The sequence below is a fragment of the Pedobacter sp. SL55 genome, from assembly GCF_026625705.1.
Lineage (GTDB): Bacteria > Bacteroidota > Bacteroidia > Sphingobacteriales > Sphingobacteriaceae > Pedobacter.
In genome coordinates this window covers 3,839,047-3,856,409 of sequence record NZ_CP113059.1, presented here as the reverse complement: position 1 = coordinate 3,856,409, position 17,363 = coordinate 3,839,047, and the positions used below count along the sequence as shown (strand labels likewise).

Below are 17,363 nucleotides of genomic sequence, written 5' to 3'. Positions count from 1 at the left end.
AAAATGAGCTTCCCTTTTGCTTTTTTATAGGTTTCTGTTTTTTTAGCGTAAACGATTTACTATAGCTTAACTATTCTTTGGGTCGATTTTTCTTGACCGCCACTTAATTGAAGTAGGTACAAGCCTTTAGCATAATTGCCTATGCTTAGTGTAATGCTTTGTTGTAATTTGCTAATGCTAATCTGCTGCAAAACTCTACCATTTATGTCTGTTAATTTTGCAGCGTTGTAAATGCCAGCGCTAAATGTAACGTCTACTTTATCTATGGCAGGATTTGGAAAAGCTTTAACAATATTTTTGATAGAGAAGCTAACCGTTTTTACGCCTAGATCTGTAGTTTTTCCATCTAAATCAACCTGTAACAATTGATAATAGTTGGTGCCGTTTGCTGGGTTATTATCAATAAATTGATATTTAGCGCCATTTGCAAATTTTGCAGTTACGGTAGTTATAGGGGTAAAATTTTCGCCATCAACACTTTTTTTGATGATAAAGTGACTGTTGTTGGTTTCTGTAGCTGTTTCCCAGTTAAGTATAGCAGAGTTGTTTTGTGCTTTGGCGGTAAAAGATTTTAAGTTAACTGGTAGTACAGCATTGTTTGCGAACAAACTGTTAACTTCGGTATCAGACAATACATAGTTGTAAATATGCAAATCATCTAAACTACCTATAAAATTTCCTATCGAAAAAGCGCTGTTTGTTGTACCTAAAGGTTTTACAAAAGTATGTTTTAAGTCTCCGTTAATATAGGCTCGTACATTTGTACCATCGTAAGAAAGTGCAAAGTGGAACCATTGGTTTTGAACAATTGTTGAATTGGTAATGGCTTGGTCATTGTTACCTTGAAAAGTTATACCGCCACTAGTATTAAAATATGCGCCAAATAGTGCACCAGTGGCACCAGCGCCATATAAGAAAATTCCTCTAGATGAGCTATTGTTTGCAGCGTCTGTGCTTTTTACCCAAAGAGAAATTGTTCTTCTTGTGGTAGAAATTGGCAAGTTTAATATACTGGCACTATTTGTATTTACCGCAGAACTTCTTATTAAAGCGCTATTTGGATTGTTATTTCTATCTGGGCCGAAACTGGTATTGGTACTTGAAAAAGGTATGGTACCATTTACATTGTTGTACGTGTTATTAAATTCGTATTTGGCAATTTGGCCAAATGTAATAAAATCGCCTGTAGTTGTGGTAGAGCCTTCGCTATTAGTTGCTTCTATTTGGAAAAAGTATTGAGTATTGCCTTGTAAGCCAGAAAGTACCACGTTTGCTGGTGTAACTGTGTTTCCAGAGGCCGTAATACCGGTAACTTGTTCTGTTAAACTATTAGCAGCTAAGCCGTACCTAATTACCGAGGTAGTTGGTAAATTATTTGCCCTTAGGCTATAGTTGATAGTAGCTGAACTGGTGGTGTTAGCCACTGATGAAACTGCAGAAATTACTGGTTTAGCTGGACAGCTTAAAACGCTGTTGTTATAAAGGTGTTCAATTTCTCCGAATGATAATGCCCGGCTATAAATAGCCAAATCATCTACTGCGCCGTTAAACGCTCCGATTTTAAAGGTTGAGTTTCCAGTGTTTAACGTGTTGGTAGGGGTAAAACTATGTCTTAATATGCCATTTGTGTAAATTTTAACCATGTTAGAGTTATGTACTACGGCAACTTGAACCCATGTGTTTTGTGCAATAGTTGCAGTTGTGGTAACATCATTTCCTGCTCCAAATCCTTGAAAAACAAGATTACCTGATGCATTATTGTACAAGCCAAAAGTTTGGGCACTGGCGTTATTGCCATAAGTAAAATAGGTTTGTGAGGTAGAAAAGGCTGTAGTTGTTCTTAACCAAAATACAATAGTTCTTGCACTGTTTCCAGTAGGCAAGCCTGGAATGGTAGCTGTTCTTGGTTGCGTAGCTGCTTGAAAAGTTTGTATGGCATAATCAGCGCCACCTGATCTGCTTAGTGTTGTAGTAACTGGATAAATAGGGTCTGTGGTGGTAAATGGAACCGTTCCTGTTTGGTCAGATGTACCACTATTAAAGCTAAAATAAGTGAGTAAGTTGGTGCAAACGTCAATGTTTCCTTTGTAAAGTAACTCGGCTTCTGCATCAGTTATTGCTCTGTCAAATATTTTTAAATCATCAATTGCGCCATTAAACCATTGCTCTCCACCAACACCAACACCAAGTTTAAAAATGTCATTGTTGTTAATGGTGTTCCAGTTTTTTGCTAAACTTCCCAACAGCATGCCATTACGGTATATTTTAGCTGTAGTACCATCGTAGCTCATGGTAAAATGATACCAAGTGCCTGCAGTGTTTTGATTTCCAAACCCCAAAATAAAAGTGGCATTATCGGTATGTGCGTTAATAGCTACTCTATCCAAACTAAAACTTCCGCTAAAAGCATTGCTATTGGTACCTGTGCCATAGGTAAAAACCGGATCGTAATTTAAGCCAGAATATCCGTTAGATTTTGCCCAAAAGGAAATTGTTCTTGCTGCATTTCCATAGGGAAGTCCCGTAATCACGGCCTGCGATTGTAATGCGTTTGTGATTAATATCGCCGAATTAGGCACACCCTCTCTATCTGTAGTAAAAGACGCCGCAGAGAATGCAATATTTCCCGCTTCGTTGGTGTAAGAATTGTCAAACTTGAAATGTTGTATCAAGCCGTTGGTAACCTGAGCTTTAACCTGAGTTATCCAAAGTAAGAGTGAAAATATAACTGTAAGAGTAAAAATTTTTTTCATAATCGTTATTTTAAATTGATGGATTTTGATAATATGAATTTTATAAAACCGAAGACAAACTTTAGCAATTGCATGGTACAAATATGTTTTCCTTTTTTAGAGAAATTAAGAGTGGGTTTACCAAAAGCTGATATGGGTTAACGAAAGTTGATAATTGCAAATAGTTACATAAAAGTTTAATTATTAGTAGTTTGTTAATGGAAATTCAGGTTTTGTAAACTGGCTTACTTGCTTATCATGGTATGTTGTGTACATTTGGTTTAAAGATGTGTATCCGCTTAAAAATTGTTTCGTTACTGTTGCTTTTTGCAATGCCATTATTGTACGCTCAAGATCCGTATCACTATTTTGTTGATAGATCTAGCGGCCTACCATCCAATAGTGTGTACGATATTTTTCAAGACAAAGTGGGTTTCATGTGGTTTGCAACAGATGAGGGTTTGTGCAGTTACGATGGTGCAAAATTTACAACCTACTATTCCGATCAACAAACCTCTCGCTCGGGTTCCTGCATTAGTCAAGATCAATACGGACGTATTTGGTATAGCAATTTTGATGGTTATCTCTATTACCTAAGCAATGGAAAATTAAAAGCATTAGGCAACCCAAAACCAAGAGGCTATTTTAAATATGGCATTGCCGATAATTTTCTTTACCTAATTGCAGAGAAAGGGGTAATGGTTTATGACCTCAAGAGCCTTAATTTTGTTAAGCTTATTTCTCTTACAGATACAGAACTCTCTGCTGCTAATACTATTGATAACAAATTCTATGTAGTAGGTACTTTTTTGTACGAAATTGGCAATGGAAAGCTTTTGCGAAAAATGCCTTTTCCAAAAAGCGTTGACAATACAAGTTTACATCCGGTAATTATTCAGCAGTCTGCTAAAGGTGTTGCTTTTGTCTCTAAAAACTCAAATTATCTTCATTACTTAACACCTCAAAATACCTTTATTAAAAGTACAAGGACAAAAAATCTAAGTTTTGTGCAAAATGCATCACGTACTATAGACGGATTGTGGTTTTGTAGCCCTAAAGGCGCTCAGCTTAGTACGCTAGATGGCAATCAAGAAAAATACTTTGAAAGCTATAATGTTTCTTATGTATTTAAAGATAACCGAAATAATTATTGGTTTTCTACTGTAAACAAAGGGATTATTCTAGTGCCCGATTTTAAGAATAAATTGATAGAAATGCCATCTAGGCCGATAAGAATAGAGAGGTATAATGGCAAGCTTCTTATTTCTACAGAAGACGATGCCCTGCATCAACTAGATCTAAACACTAACCTAAAAACAGAGTTTTATAAAGGAAACAGCAATCATGCAATCAACCAACTTTATGCAGATACCCTAACTGGATATGTTATTTTTTCGTCGAATACATTTAACGTATTAACAAAAAATCGTCGAAAAATAGTGAATGCCCGTGTTGCCATTAAAGAGGTAGATAAGATTGATGATAAATACTACAGCTTTGCTGCCAGCGGTTCTTTTGGCTTATTCAAATTAAATAAAGTAGATATAAAAAGCGAATGGGATAAGCTCTATTCTAATGGGGCAAGCAACCTGTACGATTTTGAGCAGACTACTTTACGCTCTCAATTAAATGCAAAATCTACCGCTTATAATTCAGTTAGTAAAACCATTTATTACGCAACAAATTTAGGATTGTATTGCGTAAACCTGCAAGGTCAGCAAGAGATTAAGCTCGATGGAAAATCTCTATTTATTCGAAAACTTGTAGTTTACCACAATAGAACATTTGCGCTTTCTAACCATGGTAAGCTCTACGAAATAGTAGTAGGCAATAAAATAACTTTGTTGCAGGCAACATCTCATATCAAATCCGCCTATCGTGTAAGTTTATCTGGTGCTTCACTGTTTGTTTACACAAATTCAGGTATATATCGCTATTACTTTCCAAAAGAGAAACTAAAAAAAATGCCCAATTCTTATCAGGATTTTGAAATAACTGATATTGTAGAAGCAGATGGTAAACTTGTGATGGCTACTGCAAAAGGAATATTAATTGAAAGTTTAAGTAACTTAGAGCAGCCAATAAAGAAGACCTTTATAGTGGGAAACGTTTTGGTAAATAATCAAATATTTACCGATAAGCAACTCTTAAAACTTACCTATAACCAAAATAACTTAGAAATTAAATATGCTTTATTGGCTTTTACGCCAAAAGAAAAAGCAAATATGTATTACAAACTTAATAACGATACTTGGCAACGGCTTACAGAACAGAGTGGTAGTATAAAACTTAGTTCTCTGTCTTCGGGTAATTATAATGTGTTTTTTAAGGTAGGTAAAAATCAACATCCCGTAAAAGTAACCTTTACCATAGGCCAACCTTTTTGGTGGTCTTATTGGTTTGTTTGCTTGCTTGTACTCTTAGCTATTACAATTGCCTATATTTTGTATCGATATCAAATTAAAAAGAATAACCTAGTTAATCAACAAAAGTTAGATCGTATTAGTTTAGAGAATAACCTCAATCAATCTAAATTAAAGGCAATAAAATCTCAAATGAACCCGCATTTTTTTTATAATGCGTTAAATACTATTCAGTCTTATATTTTAGCAAATGATAAAAGGCAAGCGGTAAGTTACCTCTCAAAGTTTGCAAATCTTACCAGAACCATTTTAGAAATGTCTGAAAAAGATGAAGTTTCTTTAGCCGAAGAAATAAAGACCATAGGTTTTTATTTAGATATAGAGAAAGCCCGTTTTGATGCCGATTTTGATTACCAAATTACAGAAGTTGGGATAACAAGCAGAGAAGATATTAAACTACCTTCAATGCTATTGCAACCTTACTTAGAAAATGCCATTAAGCATGGTTTATTGCATAAAGAAGGCCACAAGTACTTGAATATAACGTTTACAAAAACAAGCGAAAGGTTAGTGGTTGCTATAGAAGATAACGGGATAGGAAGAAAAAAAAGCATGGCACTTAACCAAATCAAGCAATCTAAATATAAATCGTTTGCTACGGCTGCCCTTCAAAGCAGAATTGAGTTGCTTAACAAAAACAAAACTGAAAAAATTTTAATACAGTATTTTGATAAAGTGGGCGAGAACCAACAAAGTACCGGAACCGTGGTGGTTATTGAGCTGCCATTAAATGAAAATTAAGATATGGATGCAATTATTATAGACGACGAAAAGAGAGCAAGGGTAAATTTAGCACTTATCTTAAAGGAATATTGCCCAGAGGTAAATATCGTTGCCGAATGCGAAAACTTATCGCAGGGTGTAAAGGCAATTCGTAAGCTGCAGCCACTCGTAGTATTACTTGATATAGAAATGCCCGGACATAGCGGATTGGAATTACTCGATTTTTTTGACGAGAGCGAAGTAAATTTTAGCATTATTTTTACCACTGCCTATAATGAGTATGCAGTTAAAGCCTTCAAGTTCTCTGCGGTAGACTACCTACTCAAACCAATTGTGCCCGAAGAGCTAGCTGATGCCATAAACAGAGTTAAAAAGCAACAGCTTAAAATACAAAATTATGGTGTTTTAAAAGAAAACATCAACAATGCGCATTTAGGAAAAATAGCTGTGCCTTCTGGTAGTTCGCTTATTTTTATAGAAATTGAGAAAATCCTTTTCATAAAGGGAGAGGGGGCATACTCGGAAATAAATATGGAAGATGGCACCAAGTATATGGTTAGCAGAAACCTTAAAAACTTTGAAGATATATTCTTAGAAAACTTGTTTTTCTTCCGTCCGCATAAGTCTTATATCGTTAATTTGTCTCATGTAACTTCTTACAACAAGAGCGAAGGTGGAAGTCTTTTCATTAAAAATGGCCAATCTGTACCTATTTCTCCAGAAAAATCTTCGGTTATATTAGATAAAATTAAGTTGGTTAAGAGATAAAGCTGCGCTACGTAATTAAGTTGTTTGGAGGTAAGTTTATCTACTAAAAATAAAAATTAAATATTTGCGTTAACGTACACGAAAAAATAATTACCTTAGTTGAAATTTATTTTTTGCAAACCAATTTCAACTACTAAACTTACCTAAGTGCCAATAAAATGAAAACAACCACAGAACCTAAACTTGAAGTACGCATCTACCAAACAAGAAAAGAAATGGGAGGGGCTGCTTCCGCAAAATTTGCCAAAGAAGTTAACGAGCTATTTAAAACCAACACAGAAATTAATGTGGTTTTTGCCGCTGCACCTTCACAAAATGAGTTTTTAGAAGCACTTCGTGATGAAAATTTGGATTGGAGCCGCATTAATGCTTTTCACATGGACGAATACATTGCATTAGCCGCAGATGCACCACAAGGCTTCGGTAACTTTTTGAAGCAACGCCTGTTCGGTAAGTTTAATTTTAAGTCGGTAAATTATTTGAATGGCAATGCCTATGATATCACAGCAGAATGTGAAAGGTACACTGCCTTATTACAGCAGCATCCAGTTGATGTCGTTTGTATGGGCATTGGAGAGAATGGGCATTTGGCATTTAATGATCCGCCAGTGGCCAATTTTGAAGATAAACAAACAGTTAAAGTGGTAGAGCTCGACGAAGTTTGTAGGCAGCAGCAAGTAAACGATGGGTGTTTCAATACTTTAGTAGAAGTGCCAACACACGCTTTAACACTTACTATTCCGGCATTACTTAGTGCAACTTACATCAACTGTGTTGTACCTGGGCCAACTAAAGCCGAGGCGGTAAAACATACGTTAAATAGTGAAATTAGCACAGAAAATCCGGCCACGATATTAAGAACACATCCTAAAGTAGCTTTGTTTTTAGATCAGGATAGTAGTAAATTGATAAATTCATAATCAAATGAGCAAGCCTCCCGATATCCATCGAGAGGCCATTGCTACTAACCTAAACAAACTATTTATCTTTAATGACGATTTTTTTCGTCTTCTTTTTCATTGCCATGAGTATGGTTTGATTGCGTTGTTTTGGATGATTTTTTTCCACGGCTATGGTCATGTCTACATCCTGTACTCATAAAAGTAAAACTGATGAGTATAAATAATGTTTTAATCAATTTCATTTATTGAATTTTAATGCTTAAACCTTTAATGGTTTGCCAGCCTTCTTTATCAGTTAGGCGTATCATAAAATGATAATCTCCTGTATCTGCATCGGCTGGGATAGTAATTTGTGCGGTTGCCTCATATCTTTTAGATCCGGCTGGTATGCTGTAATCTTGTATAAATACGAAAGGCTTAACAGGTGTTTTTTTCGCTTCGAAGGTACAATTGTTAACTTCGGTACTATGGTTATGCTGGTCAAAGTTGTGATGGATATCTAAACTATATGCACCGAGCTCTCTGTTATCGCTAAAGGTTGTTTTAATAGTAACGGTTTGTCCACGCATTAACACGCCACATTGTTGTGGAAACGAATTTGCTGTACTTATAATTTCTGGATATTCGGTATCTATTTCTTCGTTATCGTCTTTTTTACAACCTGCTATGCCAATTGTTAACAAAACAACAATACTTAATAAGCTAAATTTCATTCTCATCTCTCTTTTTTTATAAAAGACTTACGAAGTTTAAATTTTGCCCTTCATTCCCTAATGGTAAAGTTGAGGGTTGTTTTGTTTTAAAGCTTCGTAAGTTCTAAAAATAAGGTTACTTGTTTCTGTGTTTCTAGTGTAAGTGTCCTTCTTCGGCGTGTACTTCAAAGTTTAATTTCAACACATCTTGTCCGCCAAAAACATTGGCATAATCTACACGGTTCCAATCGTTTCTGGTAATGGTTGCTTTAACGCCGGCATTTACTTTTCTAAGAATAAAGCTTAGTTCTTTGGTAGCACCTTCATTGCTGTGGCCAACAGTAAAGTAACTTAAAACGCCAGTAGTTCCTATACCTCCGGTTCCAGATACGGCCGTTCCATCGCCATAAGTGGTTTCTCTTGGTTGAAAAATAGCACCGCTTTCATCAGTAGTATTTGCGTTTAAGATAAAATTACCACCCACCAAAAAGGCTTTGTAATTATCGGCTGTAGCTTGGTTGGCAATAAAGTCATTTTGAACCTCTTTACCTGTGTAATCCCAAGCTTTCAGTTGTATTTTGTAAACGGCTTCGGCTTCTATGTGCATGTGCCCGCCAGAAATAGCTGCCCCTTTATTATTAAATTTCACTACAATTGGGGCAACGCCAGCCTTATCAGCAAGGTCGTGAAAGTGATCTCCGTGAGCATGGCCGTCTACCTCAGTAAAAATCAGCTCGGCTCTTTCAATCCCTTCTTGTATAGGATCTTCATTGTCTTTTTTACAGGCACTTAATACAGATACGAAAAGGATTGCGGCAAGTAGAATTTTCTTTGTTTTCATTTTCTTAATTTGATTATTGATTATTGATTATTGATTATTTTTTCCCTATTTGATTTTAAAAGGCATTTTTAGAGATAGCACGATATTTCTTCCAGCTTCGGGTAATGCTATAAGGCGGTAAAAACTAGTGTGGTTTAAATATTTTGTATCCATCAAATTTTGTATTTGTAAACTCAAGTCGATACTTTGTTTGTTAAACTTAAAACTGCCGCCCGTTTGTAAATTGATGATTTGGTAGCCTGCTGTTTTCTTCTCTGGCGGAACAATGTTGTTTTGTGCTGCGGTTAAACGGTAGTCTACAGAGAAGTAAGTATTACTGATGCTGTTTGAGATTTTCGGCGACCAAGTTAGGTTGATCAATCCAGACGGAGCTGGCGAAAATGGTAGCGTAAAACCCTTTTTACTGCCCGAAAGCTGTTCACTGTAAACGTATTCGCCCAAAAACTCAGCGCTTAATGTGGGTAGCCATTGGTAGGTTGCCCTAAATTCGGCTCCGTAGCGCATTACACTACTTTGTTCATATTCAAAAACTTGGTTTCCAGCGCCATAAAACCGATCGTGGTAGGCGGTAGGGTTTAAATAAATGTAATTAGGGAAGTAGTTGTAAAACGGATTAAGCGCTACCGACCACTTTTGCTCTGTCCAATTTACGCCCAAATCTATTTGGTAGGCAACTTCGGGATCTAAATTCTCATTGCCTCTCTCGTAACTGAAATAGTGGTAATTAACGCCATTTGCCGCTAACTCTTTGGCAATTGGCATTCTAAAACTTTTGCCAATATTAGCTTTAATGCTCAACTTGCCAGGATTGTAATTGGCACCAACCGACCAAACAAAGCTGTTGAAGTTTCTCGAAAAATCTCTGGCTCTTGTTAAATTTTCAGTTACTGTTGTGCCGCCCACTTGGCTTTCAGATGCAAACCAATCGTCATATCTTTCGAATTGATAAGTGCCGTAATCATAGCGTAATGCACCATGTAACACCAGCTCGTTATTGATGATGTATTTATCGTAAGCAAATAAGCCTGCATTAAATTGCTGAAAAGCGGGGATCAAAAAACTCCATCCGCTAATGTTATTATCTTGATAATCTCCATTAAAACCAACTTGCAACTGATGCTTGTTAACGCTAAAGCTATGTTTCGCATTTGCAGAATAGATGTACTTATCATAAACCCTTTCCAAATTAATTGGAATGGTCATATAACTTGGGTAAACCGCGGGCATAAAGCCATGGTTGGTGTAACGATTAAATTCTTGCCTATAATTGTGTTGAAAACCTAACTCTACTTCTGTTTTACTATTCGAATGGGTAAATTCGGTACGGTTAATCAATTTGAAATGGTTAACTGTCTGATACGGCAATTGAATATCCCGATCAGAAGCATCGTGTAAAACTTCATCTACATTACGTGGCTCTAAGCCATGCGCATTGGCAAAAAAGCCTGTTTTTGCGTAGCTATTGCTTGCATAAAATGATGTTTTGAAAGCTTTACCCACATAGCCTGTACTAAAGTGTAGCCCAGTTTCTCTACCAGCAGTGTTGCGTAATTGATTGTGATGCAGATTAACATCATAATCGTAAACATACACTCTATCGGTTGGTACGCGGTAGTCTGCATAGTTTTGATAAGTAACTCTACTGTCGAAAAACCATTTCTCATTGCTTCCGAAAAGATTTACAGAGCCGCCATAGTGTTTATTGTTGGTTTTGCCTATAAGGTTTACGCTCCCACCCAAGCCTTGTTTCAGCGGTACATTAACTGGTTTCAGATTAATAGCACCACCAATGGCATCAGAACCATAAACAAAGGAAGAAGGACCTTTGATAATTTCTATTTCTCCTGTAGCAAACTGGTCAATTTCCAATCCGTGGTCGGCACCCCATTGTTGGCCTTCGTGTTTAATGCCTTTATCAATTACTACTACCCGGTTAAATCCTAAACCACGGATCAGTGGTTTCGATTGCCCAGAACCTATTCCAATGCTACTAATTCCTGGCAACCTATCGAGTGTTTTCATTAAACTTCCATTGAGGTTGCGCTGTACAAAATTTTGGTCTACAATTTCTATATTTCTAGCTTCCGTATTTTTTCTAATGTTTTGTGCATTGCTATTGATTTCTACTGTTTTTAACTCCGTAACTTCGGGTTTCAGTTTTACGTGTATATGCCTGTTATTGGCGTTAATTTGCACTCGCCTCTCGTAAGCTGCATATCCTTTCGCTTGCACAACAAGTACGTAACTTCCCGAAATGATGTTTTTTAAAACTGCGGTTCCAGCGGCATCGGTAAGTACAGAAGAGGTACTCAGGCTTACTTTTGCACCCACAATTGCCAATTGCTGATTGCTGCTTACATAGACCGATAATCCAGTGTTTTGCGCCCAAACGTAGCTGGCCAAAAAGCAGCTAAAAAATAATGCATACCATTTCTTCATCAGAAAATAGAGAATTGTTGCATTGATGAATAGCAATGGAAACTCTAGCTTCAACAGCCTAGAAAAACTCCACACTTCATCAAAAACAATAAATAAATTTGAAAACCTAATTTGGCCTTCGGATTAGAAAATAATTGTATTTACGGAAGCCAAGCAAAGGCAGCCATTTAACTAGAAATTAGCTTAAAAGGCTAGGAGGGCCTTTGTTGCTGAAGTTTTGGAGTGTGAATTTGTAAATCCTCGTATAAACGAAAGTGTTTAGTGTAGCACAAACATTGGTTGGAATGCTGATAACTGGCAAATGAGCCATTAAGATTTGCTTGCCTTTAATTTCGGCAGTATAATCGCAAATCAAACATTTTTCTGCTGCACTAGAAATAGATTTCTCGGTAGTTGTGTGTATCAATTCTTCGCTAGCATGGTGCGAGTGAAGCGTTTGAACAAAAGGAATAGCTAAAAATAAAATCGCCAATAAAGCACTGGCAAAAACCTTTGCTTTGTTGTTTTGATATGTTCTTTTGCCATTCATTAATGATACAAAGTTGCAATAATTTATTTTGAAATGAAAAAGAATTTCAACTATTTGGTAGCAGGCTTTCAAAAAACAATAGCTGTAGTAGTTTAAAATGCATAACTACAGCTATTTATATCGTCTAAAAATTGTGCAATTATTTTGTTGCTTCTTTATCTACTTTTTTTACTGCACGTGGTTTAGTAATTTTTTTCTCTTTTGTAATTGCTGTAGCTTCTTCTTTTATTTGCTCTACTTCAATAATAGGTTTTGCGGTTTTATCAATCTCTTTAGAAAAGGCAGTTGCAGCTTTATCTATTAATTTTTTGAGCTTCTTGTTAGGTATAGCAAAGCTGCTAATTAGCGTAGTTAATTCATTAATTAGCGCAGCTTTAACTGCTTTTTCGGCTTTTTTACGGTTGGCTTTTTGTTGTGCTTTCTGTTTTTCTTTCTTCATGAGTTTAAGCTTTTTGCAAAGCTAGGCTATTGCTGTATTAAGCGTATATTATCATTTTGTTAATGTTAAGTCTGGTTGTTAACATAGAATTGATTTTGTAATTAGTGGTTAGGAGTTAGGTATTTGGTGTCAGTAGTCAGGTATCAGTAGTCAGGTGTCAGTACACATTTTCCGTTCATTGCCAAAAAATCTTCTTCAATCTGCGTAAAAGATCAGCGAAAATCTGCGGGGTTATTTTAAGGTGTCAGTGGTCAGGTATCAGTAGTCAGGTGTCAGTGTTTAGGTATTAGTATACAGTTTACGTTCATTGCTAAAAAATATTCTTCAATCTGCGTAAAAGATCAGCGAAAATCTGCGTGGTTATTTTGAGGTATCAGTAGTCAGGTTTCAGTACACATTTTCCGTTCATTGCCAAAAAATCATCTTCAATCTGCGTAAAATATCAGCGAAAATCTGCGGGGTAGTTTAAGGTGTCAGCAGTCAGGTATCAGTGGTCAGTATCAAACCGCAAATAGGTAAAATGATTTTATTGAGCGTATGCGGTAAGCTAGTCCTCAACATTAAAATTTAATCTCAATGAACAAATTGAACCAACAAGCAAATGAACTTTTAAACGAACTGATACCTGACCACTAAATATGACTTAAATCACTTTTTAACTTGACTAACTCAGCATTAATAAGTGTGCTTTACAGATAATTTTGGCAAAAAAAATACATTTCTCGTAAAAATATATGGTTCATCAATTTCATATTCCAGTTTTAGGTTTGGGTTTTTCTGTAGATACACCTTTAAAAGTAGCACGTTATGGTATCTCCTCTGTGGTTTCAATTGTAGATGACGAATTAGTGGAGCGTATGAGGAAATATCATTCACAGTTAAATCACTTGCCATATCATCCAATTGATAAAAAGGAAATAGATTACCGTACTAAACGCATTACAGCCTATCTTAATTTGCTACATGATTTGGTGGATATGCAGTTTGAAGCATTAAAGAAACAAGGGTTTACAGCTGGGAGCGATATTTGTAGGTATTTTGAACTATTACCCGAAGGCTCTGTAATTAAACACGGTTATGAGCTAATGATGGAGTATCCCGAAGGAGAAAGAAAGAGAATTTTCCAAGACCTGTTACGCCAAAGAATGAAAAAAGGCAGCATAGACGTTAACATTATGGCAAAGGTAGATAAGCTGAACTTTGCAAAAGATGGCGAATATTTAGGCGATGAAAATACCGACGCGTTGGCTGCATTGAGGGGTTTCGCCAATAGCAAGGTAAATGGATCTGTGGTATTATCTGCCGGTATGAACCCTAGATTATACAGTTATATCGAAAAATTTGAAGGTTTTTACCCTAATCAAGATGGAGCCTTTAATAAGCGTATCATTTTAAAAGTAAGCGACTTTAGATCGGCGCTAATACAGGCTAAGTTTCTAGCCAAAAAGGGGCTTTGGGTTTCAGAATTTAGAATAGAATCTGGTTTAAACTGTGGTGGCCATGCTTTTGCCACAGATGGTTTTTTACTAGGGCCAATTTTAGAAGATTTTAAGCAAAACCGAATTGCCATGCGTAACGAATTGGAGGAACTCTACAAAAAAACATTAGCTCAAAAAGAAGTTTTAGTTAGTGAATTACCACACGCAAAAGTTACCGTACAGGGTGGTATAGGTACGGCACAGGAAAATGAATTTTTATTGAAATATTACAATTTAGATGCTACTGGCTGGGGAAGTCCGTTTTTATTAGTGCCAGAGGTAACCAATGTAGATGAACAAACACTACAGCAACTAACAGTAGCTAAGCAAGAAGATTACTACCTCAGTAATTCGTCTCCTTTGGGTGTATTGTTTAATAATTTTAAATACAGCAGTGCAGAGCAGCAACGTTTAGACCGCATAGCTGCCGGCAAACCTGGCAGTCCTTGTACTAAGAAATATTTGTGCAGCAATACCGAGTTTACCAAAGAACCTATTTGTACCGCTTCCAGTAAATATCAGAAATTAAAAATAAATCAGTTAAATGCGCAGCAGCTAAGCACAGCAGCTTATCAAGATGCTTTTCGGCGTATTACAGAAAAGCTGTGTTTATGCGAAGGTTTATGTACATCAACCTATATCAAAACCAATATGTTAAAACCTAAAGAGAGTAAGGCTGTGGTCATTTGTCCGGGTCCAAACTTGGCGTTTTTTAACAAAGTTTATTCTTTAGATGAAATGGTAAAGCATATCTACGGAAATATCAATTTGCTAGATAAGGTTCAGCGGCCACACGTTTTTGTAAACGAATTGAATTTGTACATCGATTATTTGCAAACAGAAGTACAGCTTTATTTCAAAAATATTAATGATAAGAAAAAAAGGCACTTAGATGGTTTCAAAAACCAGCTACAGAAAGGTATTGCTTATTATAAAGATTTGTTTAGCGAATTATCTAATACAAGTATTTTAACTGAATTGTCTTCGTCTGAAAATAGACTGTTAAATACCCATATTTAGCATTTGTTTTAATTAAAGTATTCCTAAAATAACTAACTTGCTAACGTGAAAGGAGCAGCTAAAAGTTAAGATTTTTAACTTTTTAATTTTAACTTTTTACTTACAAGAAAAATGGAAAGAGCGAAATTGTTAAACGCAATTATAGAAAACGCAATCGATGGAATTATTACCATCGACGAATTTGGGATAATTGAACATATTAACCCCTCAGCACTTACTTTGTTCGGATATGATCGCGAAGAGCTTACTGGTAAAAATGTATCGGTTTTAATGCCGCAGCCAGATAAAGCAAGGCACGACAGTTACATTGCTAATTACCGACATAGCGGAGACCCGCACATTATTGGTATTGGTAGAGAAGTATTGGGGCAGCGTAAAGATGGTTCTACTTTTCCGTTTAGATTGGGCGTAAGCGAAGTGAAGTTTTCTGATAGAAGAATTTTTACTGGTTTTATTCATGATTTGAGTAGGCAGAAAGAAGATGAGCTGAAAATTAAAAGCTATACCGAAGAGTTAGAATATAAAATTAAAGAGCGTACACAAGACCTTATCAAATCTATAAACGAGCTAGAAACGGCAAAAGAGCATGTAAGCGCTTTGTTTGAGAAAGAGAAAGAACTTAACCAGTTAAAAACCAATTTTGTGTCTATGGCTTCTCATGAGTTTAGAACACCATTAAGCTCTATTCAGTTGTCTGCGTCGTTAATAGATAAATACAGTTCTAAAAGTGATGTTGCCAATGTAGAAAAGCATACCATGAAAATCAAAAATGCTATCAATAACTTGACGACCATTTTAAATGATTTTCTATCGCTAGAAAAACTGGAAGCTGGTAAGGTAGAACCTAATGCAGGCTGGTTTAACGTAATTGCTTTTGCAGAAGAAATTGTAGAAGAGCTGCAGTTAATTAGCAAGCAAAATCAGTTAATTGTTTACGAGCATACCGGAACCAGTGCGCAAGTTTTTCTAGACCATAATTTATTGAAAAATTGTATCATCAACCTCATTTCTAATGCCATTAAGTATTCTGGAGAAAATACGATGATCCAGTTTAATACTAAGCTTAAAGAAAACGAATTACTGGTAGAAGTAAAAGATAATGGCATTGGCATTCCAGAATTAGATAAAGTAAACTTATTTGAGCCTTTTTTTAGGGCACATAACACTGGCGATATACCCGGTACAGGTTTAGGTTTAAACATTGTAAAACGATATGTAGGTTTAATGAATGGCACAGTAAGTTGCCAAACTGAACTAAATAAAGGCACCACATTTACCTTGCATTTTAATTTTAACCAACAGTAATTAGCAGCACACATGAAAAAAGTTCTAGTAATTGAAGATAACGATGATATTAGAGAAGCTACGGTTGAAGTATTAACATTGGCAGGTTATAACGCAATTTCGGCAAAAAATGGAAAGCTAGGTGTAGAATTGGCATTAAGTTCATCGCCAGATATTATTTTATGTGATATTATGATGCCCGAACTAGACGGCTATGGCGTACTTTATTTATTGAGTAAGAACCCCAAACTCGCTAATATTCCTTTTATTTTTATGACGGCAAAGGCAGAAAGAGCAGATATGCGCAAAGGGATGGAAATGGGTGCCGATGATTACTTAACCAAACCTTTTGATGACCTGGAGCTTTTTAACGCCATTGAAAGTAGGTTGAAAAAGAAAAGTCAGACGGTGGGTTTTAAAGCAGCTCACAAAGACTTACAAACCATATTTGCAGAGCTAAAGCAAAAAGGAAAAGGAAGAACTTATACCAATAAGCAGGTAATTTACCTAGAAAATGACGAGCCTAATTACTTGTACTACATAAAAAGTGGACAGGTTAAAACTTATAAACGCTTTAAAGATGGAAGAGAACTTTCATCGAATATTTATAAGGATGGAGATTTTTTTGGCTACGAAAGTTTATGCTGCGGTATAAGCTATGCGGATAATGCCGCTACATTAACAGACACAGAGTTATTGCTTATACCTAAAGCCGATTTTATGGACGCTCTGCTTAACCAACAAGAAATGGCTACAGCGTTTATAGAGTTGCTATCGGGAAATATACGTTTTAAAGAAGATCAAATGTTAAAGTTGGCGTACTTTTCTGTACGTAAACGAGTGGCCGAAGCTTTGGTTCAATTAGCAAGAAAATTTGCCAAACCAGAAGAAGACACTTGCACCTTAAAGATTTCTAGAGATGATTTGGCCGCTTTTGTAGGTACAGCCAGCGAAACCGTAAGTAGAATGTTAGCAGACTTTAAAGAGGAGAAACTAATAGAAAAGCATGGGAATGCCATTTACGTAGTTTCTATAGATAAACTAAGTCAGATTAAGCAATAGCTTAAAAAAATGTTCATATACAAAAAAAGTC

General features: G+C 36.0%; 12 protein-coding genes. 6 read left to right on the top strand and 6 right to left on the bottom strand.

From position 1 onward, the window contains the following. Nucleotides 1-59: 59 nt before the first annotated feature. Nucleotides 60-2,753, bottom strand: coding sequence for a LamG-like jellyroll fold domain-containing protein (locus OVA16_RS17230; protein WP_267762013.1), 2,694 nt, complete (start codon nt 2,751-2,753; stop codon nt 60-62). 311 nt (nt 2,754-3,064) lie between these two features. On the opposite strand from OVA16_RS17230, the gene OVA16_RS17225 reads away from it, so the two are divergent. The 3 genes from OVA16_RS17225 to OVA16_RS17215 all read left to right on the top strand — a co-directional run bounded on the left by OVA16_RS17225 (nt 3,065) and on the right by OVA16_RS17215 (nt 7,566). Continuing rightward, complete coding sequence (locus OVA16_RS17225; RefSeq protein ID WP_267762010.1) at nt 3,065-5,896, top strand: sensor histidine kinase; 2,832 nt, start codon at nt 3,065-3,067, stop codon at nt 5,894-5,896. Between the two features lie 3 nt (nt 5,897-5,899). Next, nucleotides 5,900-6,646: a LytR/AlgR family response regulator transcription factor gene (locus tag OVA16_RS17220; protein WP_267762007.1), complete on the top strand. Its 747-nt coding sequence runs from the start codon at nt 5,900-5,902 to the stop codon at nt 6,644-6,646. Between the two features lie 158 nt (nt 6,647-6,804). Continuing rightward, on the top strand, nt 6,805-7,566 hold the full coding sequence (locus OVA16_RS17215) for a glucosamine-6-phosphate deaminase (protein ID WP_267762005.1): 762 nt from the start codon (nt 6,805-6,807) through the stop codon (nt 7,564-7,566). Between the two features lie 224 nt (nt 7,567-7,790). On the opposite strand, the gene OVA16_RS17210 is transcribed toward OVA16_RS17215, so the two are convergent. The 5 genes from OVA16_RS17210 to OVA16_RS17190 all read right to left on the bottom strand — a co-directional run bounded on the left by OVA16_RS17210 (nt 7,791) and on the right by OVA16_RS17190 (nt 12,488). Continuing rightward, entirely contained in the window at nt 7,791-8,267 is a 477-nt protein-coding gene (locus OVA16_RS17210) for a DUF4625 domain-containing protein (protein ID WP_267762003.1), read from the bottom strand. Between the two features lie 127 nt (nt 8,268-8,394). Beyond that, nucleotides 8,395-9,081 carry a hypothetical protein gene (locus OVA16_RS17205; RefSeq protein WP_267762001.1) on the bottom strand — a complete coding sequence of 229 codons (687 nt, stop codon included), beginning with the start codon at nt 9,079-9,081 and terminating at the stop codon, nt 8,395-8,397. 45 nt (nt 9,082-9,126) lie between these two features. After that, nucleotides 9,127-11,520, bottom strand: a complete 2,394-nt coding sequence (locus OVA16_RS17200; RefSeq protein WP_267761999.1) for a TonB-dependent receptor — start codon at nt 11,518-11,520, stop codon at nt 9,127-9,129. A gap of 178 nt (nt 11,521-11,698) precedes the next feature. Next, the gene (locus OVA16_RS17195) at nt 11,699-12,049 is read right to left on the bottom strand and encodes a hypothetical protein (RefSeq protein WP_267761996.1); all 351 of its coding nucleotides are present in this window, start codon (nt 12,047-12,049) and stop codon (nt 11,699-11,701) included. A gap of 139 nt (nt 12,050-12,188) precedes the next feature. Next, nucleotides 12,189-12,488 carry a hypothetical protein gene (locus OVA16_RS17190; RefSeq protein WP_267761994.1) on the bottom strand — a complete coding sequence of 100 codons (300 nt, stop codon included), beginning with the start codon at nt 12,486-12,488 and terminating at the stop codon, nt 12,189-12,191. Between the two features lie 734 nt (nt 12,489-13,222). On the opposite strand from OVA16_RS17190, the gene OVA16_RS17185 reads away from it, so the two are divergent. The 3 genes from OVA16_RS17185 to OVA16_RS17175 all read left to right on the top strand — a co-directional run bounded on the left by OVA16_RS17185 (nt 13,223) and on the right by OVA16_RS17175 (nt 17,332). Continuing rightward, complete coding sequence (locus OVA16_RS17185; RefSeq protein ID WP_267761992.1) at nt 13,223-14,986, top strand: hypothetical protein; 1,764 nt, start codon at nt 13,223-13,225, stop codon at nt 14,984-14,986. 111 nt (nt 14,987-15,097) lie between these two features. Further along, nucleotides 15,098-16,291, top strand: coding sequence for a PAS domain-containing sensor histidine kinase (locus OVA16_RS17180; protein ID WP_267761989.1), 1,194 nt, complete (start codon nt 15,098-15,100; stop codon nt 16,289-16,291). 12 nt (nt 16,292-16,303) lie between these two features. Continuing rightward, on the top strand, nt 16,304-17,332 hold the full coding sequence (locus OVA16_RS17175; protein WP_267761986.1) for a response regulator: 1,029 nt from the start codon (nt 16,304-16,306) through the stop codon (nt 17,330-17,332). The last annotated feature ends 31 nt before the right edge of the window (nt 17,333-17,363 follow it).